A 12,415-nucleotide genomic window follows, 5' to 3' on the forward strand; every position below is an offset into this window, starting at 1 on the left:
CCCAGCGCTTACAGCAGCTCTTCCGGCGTAAACGGCGTCAGCACGTCGATCCAGAGGCGCTGCGACCAGGTGGTATCCGGCTCGGTGTCGAGCACCACCGCCTGCTTGCCCTGCCCGTCCACCCATTGCAGCTCGTCGTCCTCCGACAGCTGCAGCCGCCAGCTGTTGACGCCGATGGCGTCCGAGAAGATCTGCGCCACCTGCCCCGCCAGCCGGGCATTGCGCACGATGAGGCCGGTCTCGGTGTTCTGCGTGATCGAGCGCGGATCGAAGTTCATCGAGCCGACGAACAGCGTCTGACGGTCTACCACCGCCGCCTTGACGTGCAGGCTGGCCTGCGAGGATCCGAAATCCCCGACCGAGCGCTGCTGCCGCTGCAGCCGCGGCTTCAGTTCGTGCAGCTCGACCCCGGAGCGAATCAGCGCCTTGCGGTAGCGCTTGTAGCCGACGTGGACGATCGGCGAGTCGGTTGCCGCCAGCGAATTGGTCAGCACGCGCACCTTGACGCCGCGCGCGGTCAGTGCGCTGAGCCATTCGACGCCGCGTTTGCCGGGCACCAGATACGGCGAAATGATGATGACCTCCTGGCGGGCCTCCTTCATCATCCGCGCGACCTCGTCGGCCAGCGTATCGTCGCTGTCCGGCAGCTTGTCGGGCTCGACCTTGGCCGGGTTGTCGACCAGCACGCTGGCGCGGGCCCACTCGAAGTTCAGCCTGCCGCCGCGCGAGAGCTCGCGGGCAAGGAAGCTTTTGGCCGGATCGATCTTCTGCGGCGCCGTCATGCCGCTCGCCTCCAGCCGCTTCTGTTCGGCCTCGCGCTGCGCGGCCTCGTCGACCAGCGCCTGTTCCGGCGGCGCCGAAGCGGAACTGGCCGATCCGCCCGATCCGCCCGCCTTCTTCGAATCGCCCAGCCCACCCGATCCGCGCGCTCCCGCGGCCTGCACGCCCGACCCCGGCGGCGTGCCAGCCGGACCCGGCGCCGCCTCGTCCGGATTGGCCAGCGCCTCGACCGGGTACGCGTACTGGCTGTTCCAATACTCGTCGAAGCCCGCGGACAGCCGGCGCACCGCCGGACCGGCCACCACCACGTCGAGATCGAGGAAGTTGGTATCGGGCGCACGCAGGAAATAGGCGTTGCCGATATTGCGGCCGCCGGTCATCCCCATCGCGTTGTCCGCGATGAAGACCTTGTTGTGCATGCGCCGGTTGACCCGCCTGGCGTCGCCCGCCACGCTGATGAAGCGCGTCAGCTTGGAAAAGCGTCCCGCCGGAAACGGATTGAAGTAGCGCACCTCGATATTGGGATGGCGGGCGAAACGCAGGAAGGCCGGGTCCTTGCCGTCGCTGTGCAGGTCGTCGACCAGCAGCCGCACATGGACGCCGCGCTCGGCGGCGGCGCGCACGCGGCGCAGGATCTCGCGCGACGATTCGTCGGCGGCAACGATGTAGTACTGCAGGTCCAGGGATCGGGTGGCGCGGTCGGCAAGCGTGATCAGCGTGCCGTAGGCATCTTCGCCCGACGACACCAGGTGAAAGCCGGACAGCGCCGGGTCCGGCGTACTCCTGGCGACGACCTGGCCCAGCGGGGTATCGGCCCAGCCGGTGAAGGCGGTCGAGGGCCGGCGCGGCACATCCTGCGGCAGGCTGGCGCAGGCGGAAGCGCTGAGCGCCAGCGTCACCGCGGCAAGCCAGCGCAGCCAGCTTGCCGTGCGCGGCCTCGCTTTCCCCCACGACACCGCAAACGCCGTCATGCCGACTCCATCAGTCCCGATGCTGTCAGCTTAGGTGGCGCCACCGGCGCGGACAATCGGCCTTTGTCCGACAGCCCGCGGACGAGGGAGAGGGCCGCGCTCAGCCGCGCCGCAGCGCCGCCGCTTGTTCGGCCAGCGCGCGGATGCGCGCCCAGTCGCCGCTGGCGACCGCGTCCTTGGGCACGACCCAGGAGCCGCCGACGCAGACGACGTTCGGCAGGGCCAGATAGCCCGGCGCACGCGCCGCGTCGATGCCTCCGGTCGGGCAGAAGCGCAGCCGCGGAAGCGGCCCGTTCAGCGACTTCAGCATCGGCATGCCGCCGGCGGCCTCGGCCGGGAAGAACTTCAGGAAGGTAAAGCCGGCTTCGAGCGCGGCCATCGCCTCGCTGGCAGTAGCCACGCCGGGCAGCAGCGATATGCCGGCATCGCGCGCGCCTTCGGCAAGCCGCGGCGTCAGCCCGGGCGACACCGCGAACTGCGCGCCGGCATCGCGCACCGCATGCAGCTGCGCGGCGTCGAGCACGGTACCGGCGCCGACGATGGCCTGCGGCAACGCGGCGGCGACCGCGCGCATCGCCTCGAGCGCGACCGGCGTACGCAGTGTGATTTCGAGCACCGGCAGGCCGCCGGCGACCAGCGCCTCGGAGACGCGCAGCGCCTCGTCGACGGCGTGGAATTCGAGGACGGGGATGACCGGCACGCCGGCCAGGCGGTCGATCAGCGAAGGAGATTGGCTGGGCATGGCGTTATCGGGAAGAAAGTCGGTACGGGTTGAAGGAAAGCGCCGTCCGTCGTCGCACGGCAGGACGCGACACGGGGACCGAAGCGCGGACCGGCGCCATCATCGGATCACCGAGACGGATTCGGCCAGCCGCGCCAGCACCGTGTCCGCCGACGGAATCGGCGCGACCGCGCCATAGCCGGTGGTCGACAGCGCGGCGGCCACGTTGGCATAGCGGGCCGCCTCGAAGGGATCGTCGCCGGCCGCCAGCCGGGCGATGAAGCTGCCGCCGAAGCAATCGCCGGCGCCGGTCGCGTCGAGCGGCTGCACCGGATAGGCGGGCACCAGCGCGCGCGCATCGGGGGTCGCCACATAGGCGCCCTCCTCGCCCAGCTTGAGCGCGACCAGTTTGACGCCGCAGCCGAGCAGATGGTCGACGATCGCGTCGCGGTCGTCGAGCCCGGTCAGCACCGTGACATCGTCCCAGCTCGGCAGGCAGATATCGGTCAGGCCGAGCGCCTCGCGCATGATGCCGCGCGCGCGGGCCAGCGACCACAGCCGCAGCCGCAGATTGGTATCGAGCGAGACCTTGACGCCGGCCTTGCGCGCCAGCTCCATCGCCGCGAGCCCGGCGTCGCAGGCGCTGTTGCTGATCGCCAGGCTGATGCCCGACAGATGCAGATAGCGCGCTTCGGCGATCGCCTGCTGCGGCAGGTCGTCATGGCTGTAGCAGCTCGCCGCCGAGCCGGCGCGCAGATAGTCGAAGCGATGGCCGTGGTTGTCGTGGCTGACGAAGTAGACGCCGGTCGGCGCCCGCGGATCGGTGCGGACATGGCGGGTATCGACGCGCTCCTGTGTCCACAGCGCCAGCAGCCGCTCGCCGAAGCTGTCGGCGCCCACCGCGCTGATGAAGCCGGTCTGCGCGCCCTGCCGCGCGGCAGCGATGCAGAAGTTCGAGGTATCGCCGCCGAAGCCCTGCAGATAGCGCTCGGGCGCGTCGGGCTGCTGGTTGAACTCGACCAGCGCTTCGCCGAAGGCCAGGATATCGATGCTCATGGTGCGATCGCCGATAGGGAAGAAGAAGACCAGAGAAGCGGGATGCCGTCAGAAAAAGGTCTGCACGATATCGACCACGCGCAGCTCGTCGTCCAGCACCGGGATATGCCGCCACTTGTCGAAGGTCAGGCAAGGGTGCGAGATATCGAAGGCGATCATGTCGCCGACCCGCACGTCATCGCCCGGCGCGATCCGCAGGTAAGCGTGCTGGTCCATCATGCCGGTCACTTCCCAATGGGACGGCGCATCGGCCGGTGCGGTTCCCCGCGCGTGGGCCGGTGCGCTTGCCGGCGCGCTTGCCGGTGCATTGGCCGACCCCGGGCGGAAGTGCCGCGCCGGAATCGGCATGCCGGCATCGAAGGCCGCATCGCGCTTGCCCATGCCGACGATCGCGCGGTCCGGCTCGGGGATCGACTGCACATAGGCCCACAGCTGCAGGGCGGGAAGCAGGCCCTCCCGCATCTTCTGCGCCACCGGGTTGCTCGCCAGGATGCGCTGCTGCGCCTGCCGGTAGATGCCGACGTCGTGCGTCAGATAGCAGCCGGGCCGCAGCACGACATCGATCGCCGCGCCGATGTCGGCGCCGGCGAATTCCTCGGCCACCACGTCGTACCAGGCCGAGCCCGCGCCGGACAGCACCACCGGGCGGGGCTCGGAAGCCGAGCCGAAGCGGCCCTGCCCGGCCAGTTCGCGCGCGATCGCGACGGTGCGGCGCAGGAAGGCGCGGATATCGGCCTCGTGCTGCAGCACGCCCTCGTAGATTTCCACGCCCGCCAGCGTCAGCGCGTCGGTCCAGCGGTCCAGCGCGTCCAGCACCTGCTGCTGTTGCGCGGCATCGCGCACGCCGGTGCGCCCGCCCTCGACGCCCAGCTCGAGCAGCACCTGCAGGCGCTGGCCGCGGGCGCGAAAGAAGCCGCCGAGCTGGTCGACCAGCTCGGCCGAATCGACCAGGCAGAAGAACTCGAAATCGGGATCGCGCAGCAGGTCGGCGACGATCTCCATATTGCGCCGCCCCACCAGCTGGTTGGCCATCAGCACGCGCCTGACCCCGTGCGCATGGGCGGCGGCGGTCTGCTGCGCGGTGGCCAGCGTGATACCCCAGGCGCCGGCCTCGAGCTGCCTGGCGAACAGCTTGGGCGCCATCGTGGTCTTGCCGTGCGGTGCGAGCTTCACGCCGTATTCGTCCATGAACCGGCGCATCCAGGCGAGGTTATGGGACAGCCGGCTTTCGTACAACACGGCGGCCGGCAGGCTCAGCTCCTCTTCCAGCAGCCGCCAGCCGGTGGCGGCCTCGGCCGGTGCCAGCGGCGCCTTTAGCTTGCCGAGCGCCTTGTTCAGCGGATCGATGATGCCGCTCTGGTACTTTATATCACGCATGTCCTGATCCGCCCTTCCGCGCCTTTCCACGCCCCAATGCGGCCTTGTGGCGCCATCTCGAAATTTTCGATTGACGTAATGATAGCGGCGAAATTACGATATTTCACCTTTGTTATAAAGTAACACGCCGCGATGCCGCGCCTCCGCCCGAGGCGGGACGCGCCATCCGGCCCCTTCCGCCAAGCCCATGCCCGCTGCCTTCGACATCCTGACCCGCATCGCCGAGCGCGGCCCGACGCTGCGGCTGGCCGAGCAGAAGGTGGCCCAGGTCATCCTCGAAGACGTCGCCGGCGCGGCCTCGGCCAGCATCAATGCGCTGGCGCGCAAGGCCGGCGTCAGCGAGGCCAGCGTGACGCGCCTGGCCAAGGCGCTGGGCTGCCGCGACGTGCGCGACCTGAAGCTGCGGCTGGCGCGCGCGACCGCGGTCGGCCAACGGTTCCTGCAGCACGAGCCGGGCACCGCCGGCGCCGAAGCGGCCCCGCGCTCGCTGGCCGATCGGCTGCATGGCGACGTGGTCGCGGTGCTCGAGGCCAACCGCCAGCTGATCGACGAGGCCCAGATCGAGCGCGCGGCGCGCCTGTTGCAGGACGCGCGCATGGTCTACGCTTTCGGCATGGGCGGCGGCTCGACCTGGCTGGCCGACGAGGCGCGCTACCGCCTGGCGCGGCTGGGCCGGCCGGTCGCCAGCTATCAGGACGCGGTGCTGCAGCAGATGGTCGCGGCGACGCTGGTCAAGGGCGATGTGGTGCTCGCCTTCTCGGTCAGCGGCAGCGTGCCCGAGATGCTGGCCAGCTGCGATGTCGCGCGCGAATACGGCGCGCGGGTAATCGCGGTGACCGCGCTGGGTTCGCCGCTGGCCGCGCGCGCCGACGTGCTGCTGCCCGTGCGCGCGCTGGAAACCGATTTCATCTTCAAGCCGTCCGCCTCGCGCTATGCGATGTTGCTGGTGCTGGACGTACTGGCCACGCGGCTGGCGCTGCTGCAGCAGGACGACAGCCAGGAACGGCTGCGGCGGCTCAAGTACGTGCTGGACGCGCATCGGGGCAGCGGCGAGCGCGGCAACGCGGCCCTGCGCGACAGCCGTCAGCCGCTCGGAGACTGACCATGGCAGCGAGCCCGGACACCGCCTTCGCCTATGACACGCTGATCCGCGGCGCCACCGTGATCGACGGATCTGGCGCCGCCGCGCGCGTCGCCGATGTCGCGCTGCGCGACGGCCGCATCGCGCGCATCGTCGACATCGATGCCGACGACGATGGTGGCGCCGAACGGATCGCCACCGATGCCGCGGCCGACGTCGTCGATGCCGCCGGGCTGGTGCTGGCGCCGGGCTTCATCGACGTCCACACGCATGACGACACCAACGTGGTGCGCCAGCCGGAGATGACGCCGAAGCTGTCGCAGGGCGTGACGACCGTGGTGGTCGGCAACTGCGGCATCAGCGCGGCGCCGGTGTCGCTGCGCGGCGATCCGCCCGATCCGATGAACCTGCTGGGCGATGCCGCCGCATTCCGCTACCCCAGCTTCGCGGCCTACGTCGACGCGATCGCGGCCGCGCGGCCCGCGGTCAACGTGGCCGCGCTGGTCGGCCACACCGCGCTGCGCAGCAATCATCTGGACCGGCTCGACCGAGCCGCGAGCGCCCGCGAGATCGCCGCGATGCGCGCGCAATTGCAGGAGGCGCTGGATCACGGCGCGCTCGGCCTGTCGACCGGACTGGCCTACGCCAACGCATTCGCCGCGCCGACCGAGGAAGTGCTGGCGCTGGCCGAGCCGCTGGCGGGCGCCGGCGCGCTGTACGCCACGCATCTGCGCAGCGAATTCGCCGAGATCCTCGACGCGATGGACGAGGCCTTCCGCATCGGCCGCCATGCGCGCGTGCCGGTCGTGATCTCGCACCTCAAATGCGCGGGCGTGGACAACTGGGGCCGCAGCGGCGCGGTGCTGGCCGCGCTCGACGGCGCGCAGCGCTGGCAGCCGGTCGGCTGCGACTGCTATCCCTATACCGCCAGTTCGTCGACGCTGGACCTGAAACAGGTCACCGGCGACTTCGACATCATGGTGACCTGGTCCGAGCCGCATCCCGCCATGGGTGGACGCCTGCTCGCCGATATCGCGGCCGAATGGCAGGTCGACCTGCACGAGGCGGCGCGGCGCCTGCAACCGGCGGGCGCGGTCTATCACTGCATGGAAGACGCCGACGTCGATCGGATCCTCGCCCATCCGGCCACGGTGATCGGCTCGGACGGGCTGCCGAACGATCCGCTGCCGCATCCGCGCCTGTGGGGCGCCTTCCCCCGCGTGCTGGGCCACTACGCGCGCGATCGCGAGCTGTTCCCGCTGACGATGGCGATCGCCAAGATGACCGGCATGTCGGCCGAGCGCTTCGGCCTGGCGGGCCGCGGCTTCGTGCGCGAGGGCCATTGGGCCGACCTGGTGCTGTTCGATGCCGCGACGATTCGCGACGCGGCCACGTTCACCGAGCCGATGCAGCCGGCCGAGGGCATCGCCGCGGTGTGGGTCAACGGCACGCTGTCATGGTCGCAACGGCGCGCCACCGGCGCGCGCGCCGGGCGTTTCCTGCCGCGCGGCGAACGGGCCCCGGCCGTCGCGGACGCCATCGCGGACACGTAAATCCGCACCATTCCTTCCCCGTTTTTCAAGCTCATCGTTTCCCGTATTCAGTTCGAAGGAGTCTTCATGGATATCCAACGCTTTGGCGTCGAAGGCGGCACCGGCACCGGCGGCCAGCACATGCCGTTCGCGCGCGCGGTCGCGGCCGACGGCTGGCTCTATGTGTCCGGCCAGGTGCCGATGGTCAATGGCGAGGTCGTCGACGGCGGCATCGTCGCGCAGACCCACCAGGCCATCAGGAACGTGCTGGCGATCCTGGCCGAGGCCGGCTACGGCCCCGAGCACGTGGTCCGCTGCGGCGTCTGGCTCGACGACGCGCGCGACTTCGCCTCGTTCAACAAGATCTTCAAGCAGTATTTCGGCGCCAATCCCCCGGCCCGCGCCTGCGTGCAGTCCAGCATGGTGGTCGACTGCAAGGTCGAGATCGACTGCATCGCCTACAAGCGGCCGGGCGGCTGATTCGGCCGCCAAACCGTTTCCATGCGGCCCCGCTGACAGGTCCGCGACCACCCGCTGTCGTTCCCGCGGATGCGGGAATCCAGCGTCTTTGAAAGCCACTGGGTCCCCGCCTCCGCGGGGACGACAGCATTGCTTCCCAACCGGGCCGCGCCAGCGGCCTCTTTCATACCGCCGCGGCGCCGACCGGCCCCGCGCACCCAAGGAGACAACATGGTCCCAGTCACCGGAACCACGCTGTTGCTGTATGCGCTGATCGCCGTGATCGCGCTGGTCGTGTTGATCGCGCGATTCAAGCTGAACCCCTTCATCACGCTGGTGGTAGTCTCGGTCCTGCTCGGCTTCTCGGTCGGCATGCCGATGAACGAGATCGTCAAGTCGTTCGAGGCCGGCGTCGGCGGCACGCTGGGCCATATCGCGCTGGTGGTCGGCCTGGGCACCATGCTCGGCAAGATGATGGCCGAGTCCGGCGGCGCCGAGCGGATCGCGCGCACGCTGATCGCGTTCTTCGGCGAGAAGCACGTGCACTGGGCAATGGCGACGATCGCCTTCATCGTCGGCTTGCCGGTGTTCTTCGAGGTCGGCTTCGTGCTGCTGATCCCGATCGCCTTCAATATCGCGCAGCGCACCGGCACCTCGATGGTCAAGGTCGGCATCCCGATGGTGGCCGGCCTGTCGGTCGTGCACGGCCTGATCCCGCCGCATCCGGCGGCGCTGCTGGCGGTGACCGCCTACGGCGCCGACATCGGCCGCACCATTCTGTATGCGCTGATCGTCGGCATCCCGACCGCGGCGATCGCCGGCCCGATCTTCGCGACGCTGATGGACCGCCATATCAAGCTGCCCGCCGACAACCCGCTGGCCGCGCAGTTCATCGAGGAAGCGGACGACACCGCGCCGGCGCAGGCGCTGCCCGGTTTCGGCATCACGGTGTTCACGATCCTGCTGCCGGTGATCCTGATGCTGATCGGCAGCAGCGCCGACCTCGTGACGACGCCGAAGACCTGGGCCAACGACTTCCTGAAGCTGATCGGCAATTCGGTGATCGCGCTGCTGATCGCCGCGCTGGTCAGCTTCTATACCTTCGGCAAGGCGCGCGGCTTCAATCGCGAGGCGATCCTGCGCTTTACCAACGAATCGGTGGCGCCCACCGCGATCATCACGCTGGTGGTCGGCGCCGGCGGCGGCTTCGGCCGCATCCTGCGCGACTCGGGCATCTCGAACTCGATCGTCGAAGTGGCCACCGGCGCCAACGTGTCGGTGCTGGTGCTGGGCTGGCTGGTCGCCGTGATGATCCGCATCGCGACCGGTTCGGCGACCGTGGCGATGACCACCGCGGCCGGCATCGTCGCGCCGATCGCGGCCAGCGTGCCCGGCACGCGCCCGGAGCTGCTGGTGCTGGCCACCGGCGCGGGCTCGCTGATCCTGTCGCACGTCAACGATGCGGGCTTCTGGCTGGTCAAGGAGTACTTCAACATGACGGTCGCGCAGACCTTCAAGACCTGGACCGTCTGCGAGACGATCATCTCGGTCGTGGCGCTGCTGCTGACGCTGGGTCTGGCGACCGTGATCTGAGCCTGGCGCGGTTGGGCTGGAGCGGCGTCGCAAGATGGGGCGCCGTTGCCCGCTCCCCCGCCCCTCTCCCGCAAGCGGGAGAGGGGAGAAAACCGCCGGCCCCGCTGCTCGCCGACGTACGACCGCACCGCAAAGGCGGCTCCCCTCTCCCCCGCCCGTCACCCCGACCCGCGCCGCAATATCCCGCCCCAATGCCAACTCCGCGCGTCTTACCTACAATGGCCGGGAAGTTGCCGGCTCGCCAGGAGACGCCATGCCCATCGATCGTCGCCGCTTCCTTGCCTGTTCCGCCGCGCTGGCGGGCACGCTGACGCCCGCCGTACGCGCCCAGCCCGGTCCCGCTTCCGCGCCGGCTGCGGCAGGCGCGGCCCCACTGCGCCGCGCTATCCCGGGCACGCGCGAAACGCTGCCGGTGATCGGCCTGGGCACCGCCGACACCTTCGACGCGCCGACGCAAGGACTGCAGCAGAGCCCGCTATCCGAGGTGATGTCGCTGCTGCTGCGGATGCCGGGCGCCGTTCTCGATACCGCGCCCAGCTATGGTGCGGCCGAGGCCGTGACCGGTGAATTGTTGCGCCTGCACAATGCCCGCAAGCAGGTCTTCCTCGCCACCAAGATCTCCGCCTCCGCCAGCAGCGCGCCCGCGCAATGGGCGCGCTCGCAGCAGGAGCTGGGCACCGACACCGTCGACCTGCTGCAGGTCCACAACCTGATCGACTGGGAAGAGAACCTGCGTTTCCTGCGCCGGCTGCAGGAACAGGGCAAGACCCGCTATATCGGCGTCACCCACTATCGCGCCGATGCGCACGAGCGGCTCGAGCAGATCGTGCGCAGCGAGAAGATCGATTTCGTGCAGATCAATTATTCGCTGGGCGAGCGCGAGGCCGAACGGCGGCTGCTGCCGCTGTGCCGGCAGCGCGGCATCGGCGTGCTGATCAACCGGCCGTTCCAGGACGGACGGCTGTTCCGTGCGGTGCAGGGCCGGCAGCTGCCGCCGTGGGCCGCCGAACTCGATTGCAACAGCTGGGGCCAGCTGTTCCTCAAATTCATCGTCAGCCATCCGGCGGTGACCGCGGCGATCCCGGCGACTTCCAATCCGCGCCATATGCGTGACAACCTCGGCGCGGCGCTCGGCAGGATGCCCGACGCGAAGCAGCGCGAGCAGATCGCCACGCTGCTGGCGTAGCGTCCCAACCCAGCGCCCCAACCCAGCGCCCCAACTCAGCGCCCCAACGCCGCCGCACCGATACGGCATGCCCGCCGCTCCGCCTCCGCCCACCAGCCCCGGCCGCCTCGGCCCGCTCGGCATCCGCCCGGGCGAACATGCGGCCGTGATCGCGGCGTTCGCGTTCTTCTTCTGCCTGTTCGCCAGCTATTTCATGCTGCGGCCGGTACGCGAGACGATGGGCATCGCCGGCGGCGTGCAGAACCTCCAATGGCTGTTCACCGCGACCTTCGTCGTGATGCTGGCCGCGATTCCGCTGTACGGGCTGTGCAGCGCGCGGCTGCCGCGCAGGCGCTTCGTGCCGTGGGTCTATGCGTTCTTCATCGCCAATCTGCTGGCCTTCGCGCTCGCCACGCGGGCGCGGCCCGACGATGTCTGGCTGGCGCGGGTGTTCTACGTGTGGCTGTCGGTGTTCAATCTGTTCGTGGTGTCGGTCGCGTGGAGCCTGATGGCGGACGTGTTCCGCCCCGAACAGGCGCGCCGGCTGTTTCCGGTAATCGCCGCCGGCGCGAGCGTCGGCGGGCTGGCCGGGCCGCTGCTGTCGGGATGGCTTGTCGGACCGATCGGGCTGACCGGGCTGATGCTGCTGTCGGCCGTGCTGCTGGCGGCGACGCTGCCGGGCTGTGCGTGGCTGTTCCGCTGGCGCGCGCGGGCCGGGGCCGGGGCAGGGGCCGATGCGGGTACCCGGGCCATCGCACGGGGCGACGGCGCGCCGATTGGCGACGCCGCCCCTCACGCGCACGCGGCGCGCGACGATCCGCGCAATCCCATCGGCGGCGGCCTGCTCGCCGGGCTGACGCTGATCGCCCGCTCACGCTATCTGCTGGGCATCGCGCTGTTCGTGATCCTGCTGTCGACCGCCAGCACCTTCCTGTACTTCGAACAGGCGCGGCTGGTCGCCGAGACCTTCCCCGACCGCACCGAGCAGACGCGCGTGTTCAGCGCGCTCGACGCGATCGTGCAGGCCGCCACCATCGCGATCCAGCTGTTCTTCTCGGGCCGGGTGGCGCGCCGCTATGGCGTCACCGCGCTGCTGACCGTGGTGCCGCTGGCGGTGGCCTTCGGCTTCGTGCTGCTGGCAATCTGGCCGGTGTTCGGCGTGCTGGCCGGCGTGATGGTGCTGCGCCGCGTCGGCGAGTATGCGCTGGTGCGCCCCGGCCGCGAGATGCTGTTCACCGTGGTCGACGCCGAGACCAAGTACAAGGCCAAGAACGTGATCGACACGATGGTCTACCGTGCCGGCGATGCGGTCAGCGCCTGGGTCAAGACCGGCATCGATGCACTGGCCGGCCATCCGGCGGTCGTCGCCGTGACGGGCGCCGTGCTGGCGCTGGTCTGGGGCTTGCTTGGCTGGTGGCTGGGCCGGCGCCACCAGGGCGCGGCCGGCGATGCGCCGGCGCGCACCGCCAGCACGGCGACGCAGGCCCCGGCCCGCATGCCGGGCCGCTAGCCCTCGCATTCGGCCAAAATGGCGGCATGCGGGGCCAAGCGGACAGGCTCGCCGCGCCGGCCCGATGCCGCAGGCATTACAGTGTCGGCCGAAGCGGGCAATGCCGCGCCGTGCCCGCACGGCCGACCCGTGCCGCCATCGATCGAACCCGGCCACGCGCTCCCCGCGCG

Annotated in this window: 10 protein-coding genes; 6 read left to right on the forward strand and 4 right to left on the reverse strand. The window is 70.1% G+C overall.

From position 1 onward, the window contains the following. Positions 1–8: 8 nt before the first annotated feature. From LRR16_RS20985 to LRR16_RS21000, 4 genes are all read right to left on the reverse strand, one after another. Complete coding sequence (locus LRR16_RS20985) at positions 9–1,751, reverse strand: phospholipase D family protein (RefSeq protein ID WP_232207003.1); 1,743 nt, start codon at positions 1,749–1,751, stop codon at positions 9–11. 100 nt (positions 1,752–1,851) lie between these two features. Continuing rightward, positions 1,852–2,493 carry a bifunctional 4-hydroxy-2-oxoglutarate aldolase/2-dehydro-3-deoxy-phosphogluconate aldolase gene (locus LRR16_RS20990; protein ID WP_023264677.1) on the reverse strand — a complete coding sequence of 214 codons (642 nt, stop codon included), beginning with the start codon at positions 2,491–2,493 and terminating at the stop codon, positions 1,852–1,854. Between the two features lie 99 nt (positions 2,494–2,592). Next, the gene (locus LRR16_RS20995; protein WP_064575610.1) at positions 2,593–3,528 is read right to left on the reverse strand and encodes a sugar kinase; all 936 of its coding nucleotides are present in this window, start codon (positions 3,526–3,528) and stop codon (positions 2,593–2,595) included. A gap of 48 nt (positions 3,529–3,576) precedes the next feature. Further along, on the reverse strand, positions 3,577–4,905 hold the full coding sequence (locus LRR16_RS21000; RefSeq protein WP_232207004.1) for an amino acid deaminase: 1,329 nt from the start codon (positions 4,903–4,905) through the stop codon (positions 3,577–3,579). 187 nt (positions 4,906–5,092) lie between these two features. On the opposite strand from LRR16_RS21000, the gene LRR16_RS21005 reads away from it, so the two are divergent. The 6 genes from LRR16_RS21005 to LRR16_RS21030 all read left to right on the forward strand — a co-directional run bounded on the left by LRR16_RS21005 (position 5,093) and on the right by LRR16_RS21030 (position 12,245). Next, positions 5,093–6,007, forward strand: a complete 915-nt coding sequence (locus LRR16_RS21005) for a MurR/RpiR family transcriptional regulator (protein ID WP_232207005.1) — start codon at positions 5,093–5,095, stop codon at positions 6,005–6,007. 2 nt (positions 6,008–6,009) lie between these two features. Next, positions 6,010–7,539: an amidohydrolase family protein gene (locus LRR16_RS21010; RefSeq protein WP_232207006.1), complete on the forward strand. Its 1,530-nt coding sequence runs from the start codon at positions 6,010–6,012 to the stop codon at positions 7,537–7,539. Between the two features lie 66 nt (positions 7,540–7,605). Beyond that, positions 7,606–7,998, forward strand: a complete 393-nt coding sequence (locus tag LRR16_RS21015) for a RidA family protein (RefSeq protein ID WP_232207007.1) — start codon at positions 7,606–7,608, stop codon at positions 7,996–7,998. 210 nt (positions 7,999–8,208) lie between these two features. Continuing rightward, positions 8,209–9,570, forward strand: coding sequence for a GntP family permease (locus tag LRR16_RS21020; RefSeq protein WP_023264676.1), 1,362 nt, complete (start codon positions 8,209–8,211; stop codon positions 9,568–9,570). Between the two features lie 253 nt (positions 9,571–9,823). Then, on the forward strand, positions 9,824–10,756 hold the full coding sequence (locus LRR16_RS21025; protein WP_064575621.1) for an aldo/keto reductase: 933 nt from the start codon (positions 9,824–9,826) through the stop codon (positions 10,754–10,756). A 67-nt stretch (positions 10,757–10,823) separates the two neighbouring features. Then, on the forward strand, positions 10,824–12,245 hold the full coding sequence (locus LRR16_RS21030; protein WP_232207008.1) for an NTP/NDP exchange transporter: 1,422 nt from the start codon (positions 10,824–10,826) through the stop codon (positions 12,243–12,245). Positions 12,246–12,415 lie beyond the last annotated feature (170 nt).

The organism is Cupriavidus sp. UGS-1 (genome assembly GCF_021213615.1).
Taxonomy (GTDB): domain Bacteria; phylum Pseudomonadota; class Gammaproteobacteria; order Burkholderiales; family Burkholderiaceae; genus Cupriavidus.

Coding starts and splice junctions, on each gene's coding strand:
- LRR16_RS21025 (WP_064575621.1), top strand. CDS start 9,824: ATGCCCATCGATCGTCGCCGCTTCCTTGCCTGTTCCGCCGCGCTGGCG.
- LRR16_RS21010 (WP_232207006.1), top strand. CDS start 6,010: ATGGCAGCGAGCCCGGACACCGCCTTCGCCTATGACACGCTGATCCGC.
- LRR16_RS21005 (WP_232207005.1), top strand. CDS start 5,093: ATGCCCGCTGCCTTCGACATCCTGACCCGCATCGCCGAGCGCGGCCCG.
- LRR16_RS21030 (WP_232207008.1), top strand. CDS start 10,824: ATGCCCGCCGCTCCGCCTCCGCCCACCAGCCCCGGCCGCCTCGGCCCG.
- LRR16_RS20995 (WP_064575610.1), bottom strand. CDS start 3,528: ATGAGCATCGATATCCTGGCCTTCGGCGAAGCGCTGGTCGAGTTCAAC.
- LRR16_RS21015 (WP_232207007.1), top strand. CDS start 7,606: ATGGATATCCAACGCTTTGGCGTCGAAGGCGGCACCGGCACCGGCGGC.
- LRR16_RS20990 (WP_023264677.1), bottom strand. CDS start 2,493: ATGCCCAGCCAATCTCCTTCGCTGATCGACCGCCTGGCCGGCGTGCCG.
- LRR16_RS20985 (WP_232207003.1), bottom strand. CDS start 1,751: ATGACGGCGTTTGCGGTGTCGTGGGGGAAAGCGAGGCCGCGCACGGCA.
- LRR16_RS21000 (WP_232207004.1), bottom strand. CDS start 4,905: ATGCGTGATATAAAGTACCAGAGCGGCATCATCGATCCGCTGAACAAG.
- LRR16_RS21020 (WP_023264676.1), top strand. CDS start 8,209: ATGGTCCCAGTCACCGGAACCACGCTGTTGCTGTATGCGCTGATCGCC.